General features: G+C 34.8%; 16 protein-coding genes. 5 read left to right on the top strand and 11 right to left on the bottom strand.

The window, feature by feature from the left end:
* Window positions 1-145 precede the first annotated feature (145 nt).
* Complete coding sequence (locus HHU08_RS08815; protein ID WP_016200866.1) at window positions 146-1,678, top strand: DHA2 family efflux MFS transporter permease subunit; 1,533 nt, start codon at window positions 146-148, stop codon at window positions 1,676-1,678.
* 60 nt (window positions 1,679-1,738) lie between these two features.
* Here the strand turns inward: HHU08_RS08815 and HHU08_RS08810 are convergent, their stop codons facing one another.
* Window positions 1,739-2,779, bottom strand: coding sequence for a 2,3-butanediol dehydrogenase (locus tag HHU08_RS08810; RefSeq protein WP_169188299.1), 1,041 nt, complete (start codon window positions 2,777-2,779; stop codon window positions 1,739-1,741).
* A gap of 201 nt (window positions 2,780-2,980) precedes the next feature.
* Here HHU08_RS08810 and HHU08_RS08805 point away from each other — a divergent pair, with 201 nt between their 5' ends.
* The gene (locus tag HHU08_RS08805; protein WP_101730122.1) at window positions 2,981-3,868 is read left to right on the top strand and encodes a LysR family transcriptional regulator; all 888 of its coding nucleotides are present in this window, start codon (window positions 2,981-2,983) and stop codon (window positions 3,866-3,868) included.
* A 56-nt stretch (window positions 3,869-3,924) separates the two neighbouring features.
* Here the strand turns inward: HHU08_RS08805 and HHU08_RS08800 are convergent, their stop codons facing one another.
* From HHU08_RS08800 to HHU08_RS08755, 10 genes are all read right to left on the bottom strand, one after another.
* Window positions 3,925-4,530, bottom strand: coding sequence for a VanZ family protein (locus HHU08_RS08800; RefSeq protein WP_016200863.1), 606 nt, complete (start codon window positions 4,528-4,530; stop codon window positions 3,925-3,927).
* Window positions 4,531-4,546: 16 nt separating this feature from the next.
* Window positions 4,547-4,756: an FtsW/RodA/SpoVE family cell cycle protein gene (locus HHU08_RS08795; protein WP_268870217.1), complete on the bottom strand. Its 210-nt coding sequence runs from the start codon at window positions 4,754-4,756 to the stop codon at window positions 4,547-4,549.
* Between the two features lie 144 nt (window positions 4,757-4,900).
* On the bottom strand, window positions 4,901-6,181 hold the full coding sequence (locus HHU08_RS08790) for an MDR family MFS transporter (protein WP_169189642.1): 1,281 nt from the start codon (window positions 6,179-6,181) through the stop codon (window positions 4,901-4,903).
* A 203-nt stretch (window positions 6,182-6,384) separates the two neighbouring features.
* On the bottom strand, window positions 6,385-7,029 hold the full coding sequence (locus HHU08_RS08785) for an SGNH/GDSL hydrolase family protein (protein WP_169188298.1): 645 nt from the start codon (window positions 7,027-7,029) through the stop codon (window positions 6,385-6,387).
* 271 nt (window positions 7,030-7,300) lie between these two features.
* Window positions 7,301-8,389 carry a metal ABC transporter substrate-binding protein gene (locus tag HHU08_RS08780; protein WP_169188297.1) on the bottom strand — a complete coding sequence of 363 codons (1,089 nt, stop codon included), beginning with the start codon at window positions 8,387-8,389 and terminating at the stop codon, window positions 7,301-7,303.
* A gap of 18 nt (window positions 8,390-8,407) precedes the next feature.
* Entirely contained in the window at window positions 8,408-8,557 is a 150-nt protein-coding gene (gene rpmG, locus HHU08_RS08775; protein WP_016200859.1) for a 50S ribosomal protein L33, read from the bottom strand.
* Between the two features lie 454 nt (window positions 8,558-9,011).
* Entirely contained in the window at window positions 9,012-10,061 is a 1,050-nt protein-coding gene (locus HHU08_RS08770; RefSeq protein WP_016200858.1) for a Gfo/Idh/MocA family protein, read from the bottom strand.
* Between the two features lie 59 nt (window positions 10,062-10,120).
* Entirely contained in the window at window positions 10,121-11,089 is a 969-nt protein-coding gene (locus HHU08_RS08765; RefSeq protein WP_016200857.1) for a sugar phosphate isomerase/epimerase family protein, read from the bottom strand.
* A gap of 47 nt (window positions 11,090-11,136) precedes the next feature.
* Complete coding sequence (locus HHU08_RS08760) at window positions 11,137-12,162, bottom strand: Gfo/Idh/MocA family protein (RefSeq protein WP_169188296.1); 1,026 nt, start codon at window positions 12,160-12,162, stop codon at window positions 11,137-11,139.
* Window positions 12,163-12,182: 20 nt separating this feature from the next.
* A complete protein-coding gene (locus HHU08_RS08755; RefSeq protein ID WP_016200855.1) occupies window positions 12,183-12,899 on the bottom strand; it encodes a ThuA domain-containing protein in 717 nt (238 codons plus the stop codon).
* Window positions 12,900-13,084: 185 nt separating this feature from the next.
* Here HHU08_RS08755 and HHU08_RS08750 point away from each other — a divergent pair, with 185 nt between their 5' ends.
* From HHU08_RS08750 to dpsA, 3 genes are all read left to right on the top strand, one after another.
* The gene (locus tag HHU08_RS08750) at window positions 13,085-13,996 is read left to right on the top strand and encodes a helix-turn-helix domain-containing protein (protein WP_169189641.1); all 912 of its coding nucleotides are present in this window, start codon (window positions 13,085-13,087) and stop codon (window positions 13,994-13,996) included.
* Between the two features lie 238 nt (window positions 13,997-14,234).
* The gene (locus HHU08_RS08745; protein ID WP_016200853.1) at window positions 14,235-16,223 is read left to right on the top strand and encodes a methyl-accepting chemotaxis protein; all 1,989 of its coding nucleotides are present in this window, start codon (window positions 14,235-14,237) and stop codon (window positions 16,221-16,223) included.
* A 131-nt stretch (window positions 16,224-16,354) separates the two neighbouring features.
* Window positions 16,355-17,230 (top strand): dipicolinate synthase subunit DpsA, encoded by an 876-nt coding sequence (gene dpsA / locus HHU08_RS08740; RefSeq protein WP_016200852.1) that lies wholly within the window; start codon window positions 16,355-16,357, stop codon window positions 17,228-17,230.
* Window positions 17,231-17,306: the final 76 nt, after the last annotated feature.

Genomic DNA, 17,306 nt, shown 5'->3' with positions numbered 1-17,306 from the left:
ATAAAAGCGAATTGTAAAGAAATTATTTTTTATTTAGGGATTCTAAACATTTTTATTGCAATATTTATACTACAGGTATATTATTATTTAGGCTTAGATCCAATGGATAAAAAGAACGTAGAGTTCATAGGGAGGAATTGTTTTAATGAACACAAATGCAACATCGAATGAAAAAAAACCGCCATATGGCATTATCGTTATTTTAATGGCGGGTGCCTTTGTCGCATTTCTAAATTCAACACTATTAAATATTGCTTTACCATCTATTAGTGCAGACTTCAAGGTTGATCCTTCGGTTGGTCAATGGCTTGTTACAGGATATATGCTTGTAAATGGAATTATGATTCCAACCTCTGCATTTTTAATTCAAAAATACTCGACAAGAAGATTATTTATTACAGCAATGTCTCTATTTGTAGCCGGTACATTAATGGCTGGAATAGCACATTCCTTCCCAATTTTGTTGCTTTCTCGAATGATACAGGCTTCTGGTTCATCCATTATGATGCCTGTTTTAATGAACTTTTTGTTGACTAGCTTTCCAATAGAAAGACGCGGGAGTGCAATGGGGATTTTTGGTCTTATTATGACATTTGCTCCAGCAATTGGTCCTACTTTATCAGGATATATCGTGGAACATTATGAATGGAGAATGTTGTTCTATGTTGTATCGCCTTTTGCTATCATGGTCTTAGTCTTAGCAATTTTCAAACTTAAAGATAAAAAAGAAAAAACAGATATTCATATCGACCGCCTATCTGTCCTTTTATCAAGCTTAGGGTTCGGTGGATTACTATACGGATTTAGTTCTGCTGGAACAAAGGGATGGAGTAGCATTCATGTATATGGAACTTTAATTATTGGTCTAATAGCGCTAATTTTCTTTGTGCTTCGTCAATTAAAAATGACTGCTCCCATGCTTGAGTTCCGAATCTTCAAGTATCCATTATTTTCTTTGTCAGCGATCATTACGGTTGTAGTAAACATTGCACTATTCTCTGCAATGCTACTTATGCCAATGTATATTCAAACAGTTAGAGGTATCTCACCTTTCCATTCGGGTCTATTATTATTACCTGGTGCGATTATCATGGGGATCATGTCTCCGATTACGGGCAGGCTTTTTGATAAATATGGTGCAAGAACACTAGCCTTAGTAGGTTTAGCACTTACGGCTTTCACAACTTATATGTTTAGTCAATTATCCATGACCACAACTATTACTACACTTGTGATTATCTATTCCTTACGTATGTTTGGTATGTCTATGGTTATGATGCCAATTATGACAAATGGATTAAATGAATTACCATCTAGAATGAATCCTCATGGTACAGCTTTAAATAATACGTTGTCTCAGGTTTCAGGTGCGATAGGTTCTGCAGTGATGATAACCATCATGTCTCAACGTACAAAAACACATGGTGAGGAATTAGCGCAAGAAGCAATGCAAAAAATGAGTAATACAACTACTCAACCAAGCCCAGAAGCAATTGCAACCATGCAAGAGCAGCTTGGAATGAAAGCAATGCTTGAGGGAATTAATGATGCATTTCTTATTTCCGTTGGTATCGTAATTGTAGCACTTGTGCTTGCCATGTTTGTCAAACGTGCGGTTCCACCAAAAGAGTTAGATGAACAAACTGGTCCAACAGAAATGAATGAAGCAGTTGAATGAGAATATAATAGAAACAAGGATATCCATTTTCCGGAAATCCTTGTTTTTAAATTCTATCATTTATTCTGCACTTACTAAAATCTTCACTTGATTTTTTTCGGAAATCAATGATTGAAACCCTTCTTCAATAACATCATCTAATTTAATTTTTTTCGTCACTAATTTATCAGCTGAAAAATATCCTTTTCTCATTAAATTCAGCACACTAGGAAATACATCTCGATAACCAATAATTCCCTTAATAGTACGTTCTTTAATGACGATATCATTAGGAAGGATTTCCGCCCCTTTTTCCCAAATACTAACAATGACTGTTTCCCCTGCAATGGAAGTAGATTGAATAGCTTGTTTTAAAACTACTGGTACTCCAGTTACTTCAAAAGATACATCTACACCACCATTTGTACGATGAATAAGTTCTGCTACAACATCTTCGTATTCAGCTGGATTTATAACGATCGCTCCAAGTTCTTCTGCTTTCGCCTGACGTTCTGGAGAAAGCTCCACTGCATAAATATCTGTTGCACCTGCTGCTTTCAACGCTTCTATTACGAGTAAGCCAATTGGACCACAACCAAAAACGGCTGCCGTATCTCCTGCCTGAACTTTACTTGAACGAACAGCATACAAAGCTACAGCTGAAGGCTCCACTAATGCTCCTTGCTCATAGGACAATTCATCTGGCAATTTATGAAGTAATTCTGTATCGACAGAGACATATTCAGAGAAACCTCCACCTCCACCTGCTAAACCAAGGAATCCCATATTCTCATCTAAATTATAAGCACCTTGGTGGCCATGTGTCGCAAAAATAGGTTCAACAACCACACGATCACCTACTTGATAGTCGCTTACTCCTTCTCCAATTTCCACTATTTCTCCTGAAAATTCATGCCCTAATGTAACAGGTGCTATTTCATTTGTTAAAGGATGTGGTTGATCTACCGGAATAAAGATAGGTCCACCTAAATATTCATGTAAATCACTGCCACAAATACCACACCATTTTACTTTAATTTTCACCTTTCCTTGTGCTATTTGCGGTTCTTCTATATTTTCTAATCGAATATCCTTTTGATTATGCCATCTTAAAGCTTTCACTACCAAACATCCCCTGACTTAAATAGTTTTATAGCTTATCTACTATTTTTCCTAGCTATTTGTTATTTAAGGCCTTAAAAACTTAAGTTTCAGAAACAATTTAATTATAGTACTTATGTTATTAATTTAAAATTATATTATAATTAACTATAGTTAACTGTTACTTAACTATAATCTATCATTTTCGGAAAGGGATTATTTATGAATATAGAGCAATTAAAATATATAGTAGAAATCTCAAATGCTGGCTCATTAAAAACGGCTGCTCAAAAATTAAATATTTCTTTACCTGCTCTTAGTCAATCTGTGACAAAGCTGGAAAAAGAATTGAGCATTACCATTTTTCATCGTTCAAGAAAAGGAACACATCCAACAGGCGAAGGAAAAATTCTTATTCAAAAAGCTAACGAAGTACTGGAGAAATTACAAGCGTTTTTCGATGAAGCCGAAAAGTTTACACATACATTAAAAGGCGAGTTAAAAATCGCTACCTTTCCAGGTCCATTGGATTTGCTGGCAGATCAAATAACTTTGTATAAAAAAGATTTTCCGTTCACCAAGGCTTCTATAGAAGAGGATAATTCTCAGCATATTATTGAAAAAGTTATAAAGGAAGAAGTAGATATTGGTTTCATTCTATATACGGAAGAAGATATCAAGAATAACAAAAACATACGTTTTCATAAATTATATAATGGATGTATGGTTGTTGCAGTAAATAAGAAGTCTCCTTTAGCAAACAATTCGTACATCACCGAGAAAATGCTAGAGAATCAACCAATTATTTTATATAACGATCATTCTATCTTAGACTTTGTCCAAAACTTAGATGTTTTAGAACATAAAATGGAAATCTTATTTACCACCAACAATGTAGAAACTATTCGATATGCATTAGAAAGAAATACGGCCATAAATATAGGCTACGATTATGCTTTTAAAACAATAACTGGTTTAGCAAACAATAACAGCTATGTCACACTACCATTTGTAGATACGATAAAAAACAACTATTACTTTGGATATATTTATCCTGCGCATAAAGGAATTACTCAGGTTACTAAAGAGTTTTTAAAAAGGTTAACATAAGGTGTTAAAAATTAACCATTAGTGACACCGAAAGGGCACATATAAATCAATTTTTGCTAGTCTTTAATATCAACAAATGCTTTTCCCTTATGAAAAAGATTATGGTGGATTTTATATAGGAAAAAACCAAAAATAATCCCTAACATATTTAAAATAACATCATCAATATCGGTACTTCTTCCAATAAATAATTGGGTAATCTCTATAAATAACGGAATGCAAATGGACATCCAAAGTAATGACGTAAACTTTCTAAATATGCTCCATAATAATGGCAGGAAAATTCCAAACGGGACAAAGACAAGAACGTTTCCCAATAGATTGACTAGAGAAACCTGTTGCCAATTACTAACTTGATCATTTGAAAAAGCTAAGTAAGAATAAATCGTTGAAAAAGGAATAAGATTAATGCTTCTTACCCCCTCTGTCATTTGAATAGAAAGTTGCTGTTTTCCATCCTCTCCAATCGTCATATACCAATGGGGAATAATGGTCTGTGATGCTACCCCAATACAGAACATGACAAATAGAAAGAGAAGGCTTTCCTTGATCCATTGTATTTGTTGTTTTTTACATTTGACATATAAATACCGAATTAATAGATAAATCGGTGCTCCCATTAATATATAAATAACCATTGCCTCAAGATACATTCGAATCATACCGTTCCCCCAAATACTATTGAAAATTTTTTCTGCGAATAACGCTTAATATTAGACCAATTAATAATGCATTAATAACGGTTGGCACAACACCATAACTTATAAATGGCAAGGATAAAGAAATAACTGGTAGAAACCCCATGCACATTCCAAGGTTATAAATGACTTGGACACTATACAACGTGATAGATCCTATTAATAGAAATTTTGCATATTGATTCTTTATTTTTTTGACATTAAACTTTCTTATCTTACTATTAGACGAAAGACTAAAGGAAAAAGTTTGGATAAAAAGGAAAATTATTTAAAAAAAACAAAACCTCCCCGTAATTGACTTATAGCCACTTGCGGGGAGGAAACTTGCAGTCCTTTATAATTGTTTCACAGCTTGTAGATTTCTTTTTTTCGTTTCGAATTGTTTGAACATCACATAATAAATAAAAGCACTTATTACGGCTAGTATTGCGATAATTAGGAATGTCCATTCGAATCCGAACCATGCACTCATTGGAATCGATAGCGGTGCAATCATTTTTGAAAAAGTAAACCTGAGACTTGCTGCTGCAAAATATTTTCCTCGTTGGTTATCTGGAGCAATTTCGGAAATAAAGCTTTGTTGAATTCCTGCTGTCATCAATTCTGCAAAACTAAATAGCAGCATTACGAACATTAGTCCCCAAATTAAATTTGTTTGGCTAAACATAATAACAGCCGTTGCATAAATAAAGGAAGAAACAATAAAAACATTCTTCTCTTTGAATTTAGCCATCCATCTTGTCACCATAATCGTAAATAAAGCTACTACTAATCCATTTTCCGCTAAAATTAATCCAAAAGCCTGTGTACTTTGAATTTCTAACGACCAATTCCCGATGGAAATTAAGTTTTGCGTAGCAACCATTTCATCAACATATACTGGTAATAATAAATCTAATTGCATAAAGGTTTGCCCAATTAATATGCCTGCTAAAATGAACAATAAGAAAGTGCGGTCTCTTACAATTACTTGATAGTCTTTTAACTGCGTACCAAGTGCCATTATCCAATTCTTTTTCGTACGATCTAGCTCTTTATATGGCGGAGCTGTTTCAGCAATCCAAATTTTTAAAACAATACTTAATAGGATATTTAATAGTCCAGCTGCTAAAAGGAGAAAGAAGCGATAATCTTTATAAAAGAAGCCTCCTAGTATCGGACCAATTACTACTGCTATATTAGTAGACGTATAGAAAATAGCAAAAACGCTGCTACGATCCTTCTCTTTTACTACATCAGCCACCATCGCCTGACTTGCTGGCCAATAAATACTAGTAAACAGGCTAACAATAGTAAAACAGATAAAACTAATGGCCGGAGAATCAAGCCAAGGAGAACTTGCTAGAGCAAAAATTAGATATGCAATCCCTTGCGCCATGCTTGATATGACCATCATTTTCTTTCTACCGAATTTATCTGCATAATAGCCGCCAAGCAAATTAGCGACAACAGAAAAAGCTTGAGAAAGTATTAATAAGAACCCAGCAATTGATTTTCCAAAGGATTCAGTAAAATATATCGCTAAAAACGGAAAAAACATCCAAAATGTAACATTAACCGTTGATTCACCAGCAAGGCGAATCTTTAAATTTCGATCCCAATCTCTAAGTCGCATCGCCATGATAGTTATTCACTCTCTTTCTATTTGCTTCCCCTATCATACCTTGATATTTCGGTTTAGGAAAGACTTTCTTTTCTAATAATGGAATCTTTGCAAAATTAGCCCAGCTGCTCTTTTTCTATTGCTTAAATCAAATATTTAATAGAAAAACAAAGAGGCTTGCTTTCTAGTAACAAGACCTCTTTTTTAAAGAAGATTTATAAAGTCTTCTTTTTTGCTTCCATATATTTGTTATAAGCTTTTAACCAGGTTTGCGCCATTAACATATTTCCAGCAGAATTCATATGTACACCATCTGTCGTTAATACTTGATGATTTTGTTTTTGTAAATACTCTATAAATACTTGATGTGTTGGGACAACTGTCGCACTATATCTTTCTGCTAGTTGATGAATCACTTCTACATAATCCTTTAATAGAATATTGCCTTCTGCTTCCATCTTTTCTTCAATAATTGTTGGTTCCATCAAAAAGATACTGGCTTCAGTATTCTTAGTTACCTGTTCTAATAACCGATCATAGATTTCTCTAAATCTCACTGGAGTCACTTGTTTCCATTCAGGATGATCTAATTGCCTCCACACATCATTAATCCCAATCGATATTGATACTAGATTGGGGCATAAGGATAGAACATCCGCTTCCCAACGTTGCTCTAGATCAGGGATTCTATTACCATTTATTCCTTTATTAAAAATAATTGGTAATTCTTCTGGTTGATTAATAACAAAGTAGTCTTTAATATAACGAACGTATCCATAACCAATCTGCTCACTATCTTCAAATTTTCCTGCCTGTGTAATACTATCACCAATAAACACAATCCGTTGATTTGCGACCATCTATACCCCTCCATAAAACGGTTTCATTTATACAATAGCACGCTTATCTTGAGCAAATCAACAGCCAATATATACTACATTAAAAGCCTCTATTAGAGCTTAAGAAAACTCCCATAGAGGCTTAAATAAAGTGAAACTTCCTTCCCCACTGATGGTTAGTTGAACCAATCGGACCTTTACGGGCAGTTGATCTCCCACCTTTCTTCCTCGTGTTCTCCTAAGCTTGAGGGGGGAGTCTTACTGTCCGTTAAGAGTGGGATAAACGATTCGATTATTGTTGAGCTTGAACAATTTTTTCTAAATTGCGTTCCATTACCTTAATATAATCTAATCCATTTTCTTCATCTTCTTTACTTAACACTTCTAAAGTGCTTAGCACCTCAGTTTTTGCACCAATTTCAGATGCCAGAGTATCAGCTACTTTTTTAGATACAGTTTCTTCAAAATAGATAACACTAATATCATGTTCTTTTGCAAATTCTTTTAATTCAGCTAATCTTTGTGCATTTGGTTCTTGTTCTGGTGATAATCCTGCAATCGGCACTTGTGTAAGTCCATATTCACTAGCCAAATACCCAAATGCAGCGTGCTGTGTAATCATTTCTTTTTTTGCTACTTTGCTTAAAGCATCGTTATATTTTTGGTCAAGTGCAGATAATTCAGCAATATATTTTTCACTATTTTGTTGATATGTTTCCTTATTATCTGGGTCTGCTTCGATTAAACTTTCAGTAATTGTTTCTACTTCTTTAATCGCTAATGCTGGACTTAACCACACATGCGGATCTTTCTCATGGCTATGCTCGTGGGCCTCTCCTTCACTTTCATGGTCATGTTCTGCCTCTTCATTCTCATGATCATGATCTGCCTCTTCGCCCTCATGGTCATGGTCTGCTTCTTCACTCTCATGATCATGATCTGCCTCTTCACCCTCATGGTCATGGTCTGCTTCTTCACTCTCATGATCATGTTCATCGGTAATACCCTCTTTTAATGTTATACTTTTACTAGCCTCAACAAATACTGTTTCCTTATTATCAACTGCCGACTTAATTGTATCGATAAAACTTTCCATATATACACTGTTAAAGATAAATAAATCTGAAGCTTGTACATTAGCTATATCTTTCGGAGTTGGCTCCCAACCATGTGGTTCCTGATTAGAAGGAATAAGTAATTTTACATCCGCTTTATCGCCTGCAATATTTTTCGTAAATTCATACATAGGATAAAAAGTAGTCATAATTTGTAGCTTTTCTTTGTTTGCTCCACTTGACTCATCATTATTCCCTTTCCCACATGCTGCTATTACCAATACTGCAAGTAACATAATACTAACTAATTTAAATTTTTTCCCCATTTTTTTCACCCAACCTTTTTATTTACTTTCTTTATGCAAAGTTTTTCGTTTTAATCGTGGACTATATTTCATAAGTTCTAACCGATCTGGATTATTTCGCTTATTTTTTGTTGTAATATAATTGCGGTCTCCTGTTTCTGTACAAACAAGTGTTATATTTACTCTCATAATTACCATACCTTTCTTTATTCATACCCTTATTATTCTAGTGCCATGCAGGAGTAGGATTCTTGAATAAGTTCCATCCTGCATGGCAGTTATGTACTTTGACGGATCCTTCCCCCACCTAGTTTCCTCCATTCCCCTCAGTTTTGAGGTGGTGGTCTTACTGCACATTAAGAGTGGGATAAACTCCTATCCATACAAATCGAAATTATTACGATTTAAAATATTAAATTAGAAATATAAAAGATTGTTTCATCGACTATACTATATTAACCGTAACGATTACGATTTGTAAAGTGTTTTTTTATATTTTTTTCGATAAGTTTCTCATTACAAAAAAGGTTTTTAGAGTAGCAGAATGACTTTTAAAAGAAAAAAGCTATATCTTCCGAAATTTACGGAATTAATATAGCTTTTTCGAAAATTTAAACTTTGAAATATTTAGTAATTAGTTTTTTTATAATGTTTCAACTGTCGATTTAAAATAAACACGTTCTTTTTTCTTCCCAGATTCATATACAGCACAGATCATTTTTTGTGTTTTTAATGCTTCTTCTCCTGTTATATCTAATGGAGTTCCATTTACTAACGAATCATAAAAATTATTGATTTGCTTTACATGACTTACTCCCCAATATCCTTTTACACCATTTTCATAATGAAAAGTTTCCTGAGGGTTATTGTCTGCAATAAATTCTCTTCCATCCAGTAGACGTACAGTTGCCCGATCCGCAACCATTTTGGCAATTCCCTTTTCACAGTGCAGCTCTATTTCAACCGGAGCATCATACGTATAATAATTAATTGCATGAAAAGCAGTCACGATCCCTTTTTTATAGGCAATAACTCCTTCTGCTGCATCTTCTACTTCAATTATTTCATGGGCCCGATTGCTTATGGATGCATCTACATACTTAATCTCATCATTTATAAACCATCGCATTAAATCCATTGTATGGATTGCCTGATCGATTATTACCCCGCCTCCTTCTTTTTCCCATGTACCTTTCCAATCACTTTTTTGATAATATTCATCAGAACGATCCCATGTTACAGATAGCTTTCCGGACTTTACTGTACCAAGTTCTCCATTTTCTAACATTTTCTTTATTAGCTGTGATCCAGGATTATAGCGATTTTGGAAAATGACACCAAGGGTTACCTCATTTTCTTTCGCTGTTTCTACCATTTCTACAGCATCATCATAGTGAATAGACATCGGTTTTTCTGTTAAAATATGAATCTGTCTTTTCGCAGCTTCAATTGCCACCGGTGCATGCAGATGATGTGGTAAACAAATATGCAAAACATCTAGATTTTCTTTTTCAAACATTTCTTGATAGTTTGTATAGGCGGCACAATGATAGATTTTCGCTTTCTCTTCTGCTCGTTCAGACTTTACATCACAAACTGCAACTAACTCTGCATCTTCTCTTGATACGATTGATTGTGCATGCATAGGAAAAATATTACCACACCCGATAATCGCTACCTTTAATTTGGACATTTTTCTCCCCCGCTCCCATTTTTAAAATTGAATGTTAACCGTATTCTCTTTCCTAAAGCTTATACCCACCACATCTGGGAAGGTGTTTCTTCAATCAGAACAGATTTCAGGTTGGTAACAGCTCTTGTTAGTCCTTCTCGAATCGACATAATTGGATCCTCATGTTCAATGCTGACAACGTAGTCATATCCATAAGTTCGTAAAGCACTCATCATGTCCGACCATTCACTAACACTATGTCCGCATCCGACTGAACGAAATGTCCAAGCCCTAGTTTGGACTTCGCCATATGGTTGCATATCTGTTAAGCCATACATATTGGCATTATCCTGATCAATATACGTATCTTTTGCATGAAAATGGTGAATGGCATTTTCCTTTGCTAGAATTTTAATAGCTGCAACTGGGTTAATACCTTGCCACCATAAATGACTAGGATCCAAGTTTGCGCCAATCGCATCACATGTTTCCTCTCGCAATTTTAATAGTGTGTATGGGGTATGCACAAGAAATCCACCATGTAGCTCTAACCCAATTTTCACTCCATGTTCTTTTGCAATATTTCCTACTTCTTTCCAATACGGGATTAATTTTTCTTCCCATTGCCACTTTTTCACATCAGCATATTCATTCGGCCATGGTGTAACAGGCCAATTCGGATATTTCGCTCCGTCATGATCACCAGCTGTTCCAGAAAAACAGTTTACAACTGGAACCTTCATCAAAGATGCTAGTTTAATTGTTTTAATTAACGTTTCATGAGATTCCTGAGCAAATGCTTTATCTGGTGAAATGGGATTTCCATGACAACTGAATGCACTTATGATTAGCTCACGTTTCGCTACCTCTTCAAGATACGCTTTTCTTTTTTCTTCTGACTCCAATAATTCTTCTAAATTACAATGGTTGTTTCCAGGATATCCACCTGTACCTATTTCAACAGCTTGAATACCAGCTTCTTTCACTGCATCAAGCATTTCTTCAAATGACTTCTCTGCAAATAAAACGGTAAATACACCTAATTTCATGAGAACTCTCCTTTTCATCCGTTCCAATTTACATGAATACGGTCTATCTATATTTTCGTAATAGTCTTCGTTTCTTGCGATTCTAATGCTGCAAGAATAATAGCTAACGATTTTTTCCCTTCTTCTCCACAAATAAGCGGCTCTTTATCTTCTACAATACTTTCAACAAAATGGTCAATTACACCAGTCTTATTCTGTCCACCTTCATTATTTGACTGAATTCTTCCTAACTCATAATTCACTTTTTCCCCATTTGTATATTGAATAATTAGCGAATAGTTCGGATCATCCTCTAAACGAATGACCGCTTTTTCTGCATAGATTACAGTGGAATTGTCTTCTTTCCCTCTATAAGCCCAGCTTGCTGTCAATGTTCCAATAACGCCACTTTCTGTTTTTAAAATACAAACAGCATTATCATCAACACTGGAGAATTCTTTTGCATTTGTTTCTACAAATGCTCCAACCTCCGTGAATTCTTCTCCTAATACATACCGTAACAAATCTGCTTTATGTACCCCTAAATCACCCATAGCACCAATAAATGCTTCTTCTTTTTTAAAGAACCAGCTTTCTTTTCCATCCACACTCCAACCTTCCGGACCACCGTGACCGAATGTAGTGCGGAAACTGTATATTTTCCCTACTTCTCCACTTTTAATTAACTCATGTGCCTTTTGATGGGATGCTACAAAACGTTGGTTATGTCCAATCATCAATTTTTTGCCGCTGTTTTTGGCAGCTTCTATCATTTGAGCTGCTTCTTCCTCTGACGTAGCCATCGGCTTCTCACAAAGAACATGTTTACCTGCATTCAAGGCATCGATGGAAATAGGTGCATGAAGATAATTAGGTGTACACACACTTACTGCATCTAATTCCTCCATTTTTAATAGTTCTTTATAGTCTGTAAATGCTTGAACTTGATACTTTTCAGCAATTTCAGTTGCTCTTTCTTCATTTATGTCACATAGCGCAACCAATTTTACCTGATTATTCCATAAATATTCTGGAATATGACGATGCTGTGCAATACTTCCACATCCGATTACGCCTACTTTTAATTTAGCCATTATTTTTTCCTCCTTATAATTCACTTAACTGAAATGGTTTCCAAAGGTTTTGCATTTCCATAAACAGGTTTTTCTCGCTTAACTGGTGTTGCCCATTTAACTGCGTTTATAATAACCTGTTGAATTTCTTGATGATGATAGGTTGGATATGTCTCGTGACCTGGTCTAAAATAAAATACCTTACCATTTCCTCTTGCATACGTGCAGCCGCTGCGGAAAACCTCTCCTCCTTCAAACCAACTAGTAAAAATTAGTTCATCTGGTGCTGGAATATCAAAATGTTCGCCGTACATTTCTTCCTTTTCTAATTCAATATATTCATTTATCCCTTCCACAATTGGATGATTAGGAGCTACAACCCATAAACGTTCACGATCGTCTGCCTCTCGCCACTTTAAGTCACAGCTAGTACCCATTAGAGATTTAAATATTTTCGAAAAATGGCCAGAGTGAAGAACGATTAGCCCCATTCCATCTAAGACACGTTGTTTCACTTTTTGTACGATTTCGTCCTGTACCTCGTGATGTGCTAAATGTCCCCACCATACCAATACCTCCGTATTATTCAGCACTTCCTCCGTTAGTCCATGTTCTGGTTCATCTAATGTTGCAGTATATGTTTCATAACCTGCCTTCTCCAAAAACGCAGCAATCGTACCATGAATGCCATTTGGATAAATTTCCGCTACTACGGGATTTTTCTTTTCATGACGATTTTCGTTCCAAACTGTAATCATTCTTTAGCCACTCCTTCTCTCTTTAAATATGGCTTCATTATATGAAATGTAAGCGCATAAAAAAATCCTTAATCCTGTCTTTTTTTTATGCAATTATGTCATTTGATTGCCAGCTTTCTGCTAAAATAGAGAGGAGAACATATACCACTGAGTCTCGTTGAACAGGAGGAGAATATAAAGTGGAAATGGAGACAAAGCATACCATTAATCAACCAGTTAATGAAAAAGTAATTTATCAGAATCCTCTATTGTCTTTAAAAGTATGGGAAATTAATGATGAAAGAGAGCATGTAATGACTCCGGTTGATTATTATCCTTGGCACTATCATAAAGAAGTAGAGTTACTTGCAATTATTGATGGAGATTTGACGGTACAAACGAAAGAAAATTATCTAACGATTTCTTCAGGGGATGTCCTTATCATGGGAGCGTCACAACCGCATAGAACAAGTAAAGTGAAGAAAGGTAAATTGCGCTATATTGTCTTACAAATCGATCTTCATAAACACTTTGATCAAAGTATTCTTCCCTATTTCTATTGCTTTTCCGAATTAACACATCCATTAGAAAAGATAAATTACATATTTGAAGATAATAAAGAAATAAAACAAGAAGTACATTACTTAATTAATGAGATACATAAAGAAAGCCAAACAAAAGAAAAAGGATACGAGATTGCTATCAATTATTCGATAAAAAGACTATTACTTTTGTTCGTGAGAAACGATACCAAAAATATGCTTCACTATTCAGAAGAACAAGACCTTACCAAACTAAAACCCGTTTTAGATTATATAGATAGCCATTTAGAAGACAGAATACTTGTTGAAGATGTCTGTAAGCTATTGAATTTCAGCTATCATTATTTTATCAAATACTTCAAAAAGGTAATGGGCATGTCTTTTGTCGATTATATAAACTTGAAGCGAATAAAAAAAGCAGAGTTATTACTTTTAACTACTGATAAAAGCATTCTAGAAATCAGTTATGAAGTTGGCATAACAAATATGGCGCAATTTTATAAGTTATTCAAGCGTGAAAATCAATGTTCACCAAAAGCCTTTAAAAATAGAATGTTAAAAGCTAACACCTTATAACGAATTTAAACAGCTGACTAACAGCTGTTTTTTATTTGTGACAATTTCGTTATTTTTTTCTGACTTTTCACAAATAAAAATGAGAGATTTTATAAAAACCCTTCATTTTTGTCAAAACTTGTCGAAATAATAATTAACTTTTATAAAGCAAATGCGAAAAGTGTTGCATAGTTCGGTTCTCTAATAAGTACTAGCAACTATGTAATTTATAAAAATGAATAGAAAGGAGATGGTGTTAATGAAAAAAATAAAATCATTAAACCGAAATTTAAATTTAAGCACAAAACTCTATATTGCTTTTGTCCTTATTCTAATTATTCCTACTTTGACTGTGGGTTACCTATCTTTTCAAAGCGCAAAACATGAACTTAGTGAGAAAATAATGGAGAGCACAAAAGAGAATGTAAAATTGTTGAATAGCAGTATTGACAACACGATCTCCCCAAAGCTTCATGATGCAGATTATTTGGCAGAAATCATTACAAATGAATTATATGATAAAAACGAGGACAGTCCAGAGGCACTTATGACAAAGCTTGAGCAATATAAAGGACTTCATCCAGAAACCGATGCCGTTTATTTAGGGACTCAGGATGGAAAAATGTATACCTCTCCTGCTTTAGATTTACCAGCTGATTATGATCCAAGAGAAAGAACATGGTTTAAACAAGCGATGGACTCCCAAGAAGATAAAGCAATTATAACAAGTCCTTATGTTGATGCTAGTTCAGGAGAAATGGTCATTACTATTACCAAGAAAACGAAAGATGGAGCTGGGGTAATAGGAATTGATCTTAATCTTTCTAAATTAGAAGAAACAACTAAAGAAGTAGAAATTGGAGAAAAAGGCTATATCCTTCTTTTAGATGCAGAACAAACATATGTTGTCAGCCCTGTAAACGAAACCGGTTCAAAGGTTGATGAAGATTTTCCTAATCTCTATGAAAAAAATTCTGGCGAACATCCCTACATTAATAAAGGAGAAAAGCGAACATTATCCTATTTAACAAATGAGCAAACAGGCTGGAAGATTGTTGGTTCTATGTTAGACACAGAAATAGATAATGCCGTAAAACCTATTTTACAACAAAGTCTTTTAGTAATGGCTCTTTCGATTATTATTGGTGGAGCAATTATTATTTTAATTATTCGTTCACTTGTTAAAAGACTAAGAGATATTCAGAATAAAGCGCAAAAAATTAGCAACGGAGATCTTACAGAAGTCATAGCTATAGAATCGAATGATGAAATTGGACAACTAGCCCAGTCCTTTACAACCATGCAAGCTAGCTTAAAAACACTATTAGGAACACTACAAAATCATTCCTTTGCAGTTGCCGCAACTGCTGAAGAATTAAATGCTAGTGCTGGTCAAACAAGTGAAGCTAGTGAACAAGTTGCAACTGCTATCCAACATGTTGCTGTTAGTGCTGAAAAACAGACAGAAGGCGTTGAAGCCAATATTCTCTCCTTAAATCAAATAGTAAGTGGAACAAATAACGTTTTACTAAATGCTAATGAGGTTTTAGAGCGTACACAAACAACTATTCAAAAAGCAGAAGATGGAAAATCGATTGTCCAAAAAACAGTAAATCAGATGAATGAAATTCATCATTCCGTATCAGATTCTAATACAGTAATTATTTCTTTAAATGATCGTACAAAGGAAATTGGCGCTATTGTAGATGTAATCACAGATATCTCCAATCAAACAAATTTACTTGCTCTAAACGCTGCAATCGAAGCAGCCAGAGCTGGTGAATCAGGCAAAGGATTTTCTGTTGTAGCAGATGAAGTAAGAAAATTAGCGGAACAATCCCAAAACTCCGCAAGTCAGATTACCGAAATCATCAAAGCAATACAACAAGATTCAATAGAGACAGTTCAAACCATGTCCACTGTAGAGAAAAATGTAATGAAAGGGCTGGAGATTTCAGACGAAGCCATCAACAAATTTATGGAAATATATGATAATATGAATCTAATATCACCACAGATGATTCAAGTATCTTCGACATTAAATGATATATTATCTTTTGCGCAAGAAACGGAAAAAACAGCAGAAGTAATATCAGATTTAGCTAAAAACAATGCTGCTTCTTCTGAAGAAGTTGCAGCTTCAACAGAAGAACAGCTTGCTGCAATGGAAGAAATATCTTCTTCTGCTAATACACTTGCTTCCATGACAGATGAGTTGATTCAATTAATAAAAAAATATAAACTTTAACTACAACCATTTTCAAAAACTAAGGAAACAAATAATATAAAACGAAAATAGTCTGAATACATCTACACCTCCATATATTTTCTTATATGGAGGTGTGCTATTTTACACATACAAGAAAGGAAGTGGAATGATTGAATCCTAAACAGGTACTATTAATCATCGGTGGTGACTTTAGACAGCTTGAAGTGATCCGCCTTTTAGCACCAGAATTAAGCAAAATTTATTTAATTGGTTTTGAAGATGCTTCCATTTCTTATGAGAATGTCATAAAAGTTAAGTGGCAAAGAGTCCCACTTCATGAAGTGGACAGTATCCTCCTTCCTATTCCAGGAATACAAGATAACAGAATTGCCGAATCGACATTTTCCAAGGAAAAGGTTCTTCTAACTAAAGAAATGATTAATAAAACAAAACCGAACTCCACTATGTATTCAGGCATTATAACGCCTTATTTAAAACAAATTGCAACAGAAACAAACCGAAATTTGGTTGCTCTCTTTGCAAGAAACGATGTAGCGATTCTTAATTCAATTCCAACTGCAGAAGGGGCGTTAATGCTTGCAATCCAGCATACGGATATTACGATACATAACGCTCATGTACTTGTTCTCGGTTTTGGAAGAGTTGGTAAGACTGTTGCCCGCCTATTTTCTGCCGTCGGTGCAAAAGTTACAGTTCTTGTTCGAAAAAAAGAAGATGAAGCAAGGGTGATTGAAATGGGATTGGCTCCAATTTTTGAAGCTGCATTAGAATCAAAAATCCCACTTCAACAGATTGTTATTAATACTGTTCCAACACTTCTTTTAACTTCTAACCTTCTAAAAAAATTACCAAGCCAGGCTTTAATCATTGACTTAGCTAGCAAACCTGGAGGAACAGATTTTGCCGCTGCTAAGGAACATCATATTCAAACCTTATGGGCCCTTGGTTTACCTGCAAAAGTTGCACCAAGGACAGCTGGCACCATTATTGGAAAGACGTTGATAGAATTACTACGAACAGAATAGTACTGGAAAAATCGGAGGTAGCCAGAGCTATCTCTTTTTTTTTGCATAAATCACCATATCATCCATTTACAATTTT

Origin of the sequence: Niallia alba, from assembly GCF_012933555.1 — a bacterium.
Classification (GTDB): domain Bacteria; phylum Bacillota; class Bacilli; order Bacillales; family Cytobacillaceae; genus Niallia; species Niallia alba.
The sequence above is the reverse complement of the archived record's forward strand: the minus strand, read 5'-3'. Positions and strand labels throughout refer to the sequence as shown.

Coding starts and splice junctions, on each gene's coding strand:
- HHU08_RS08815 (WP_016200866.1), top strand. CDS start 146: ATGAACACAAATGCAACATCGAATGAAAAAAAACCGCCATATGGCATT.
- HHU08_RS08745 (WP_016200853.1), top strand. CDS start 14,235: ATGAAAAAAATAAAATCATTAAACCGAAATTTAAATTTAAGCACAAAA.
- HHU08_RS08805 (WP_101730122.1), top strand. CDS start 2,981: ATGAATATAGAGCAATTAAAATATATAGTAGAAATCTCAAATGCTGGC.
- HHU08_RS08770 (WP_016200858.1), bottom strand. CDS start 10,061: ATGTCCAAATTAAAGGTAGCGATTATCGGGTGTGGTAATATTTTTCCT.
- rpmG (WP_016200859.1), bottom strand. CDS start 8,557: ATGAGAGTAAATATAACACTTGTTTGTACAGAAACAGGAGACCGCAAT.
- HHU08_RS08750 (WP_169189641.1), top strand. CDS start 13,085: ATGGAGACAAAGCATACCATTAATCAACCAGTTAATGAAAAAGTAATT.
- HHU08_RS08800 (WP_016200863.1), bottom strand. CDS start 4,530: ATGATTCGAATGTATCTTGAGGCAATGGTTATTTATATATTAATGGGA.
- HHU08_RS08765 (WP_016200857.1), bottom strand. CDS start 11,089: ATGAAATTAGGTGTATTTACCGTTTTATTTGCAGAGAAGTCATTTGAA.
- HHU08_RS08780 (WP_169188297.1), bottom strand. CDS start 8,389: ATGGGGAAAAAATTTAAATTAGTTAGTATTATGTTACTTGCAGTATTG.
- HHU08_RS08760 (WP_169188296.1), bottom strand. CDS start 12,162: ATGGCTAAATTAAAAGTAGGCGTAATCGGATGTGGAAGTATTGCACAG.
- HHU08_RS08755 (WP_016200855.1), bottom strand. CDS start 12,899: ATGATTACAGTTTGGAACGAAAATCGTCATGAAAAGAAAAATCCCGTA.
- HHU08_RS08785 (WP_169188298.1), bottom strand. CDS start 7,029: ATGGTCGCAAATCAACGGATTGTGTTTATTGGTGATAGTATTACACAG.
- HHU08_RS08790 (WP_169189642.1), bottom strand. CDS start 6,181: ATGCGACTTAGAGATTGGGATCGAAATTTAAAGATTCGCCTTGCTGGT.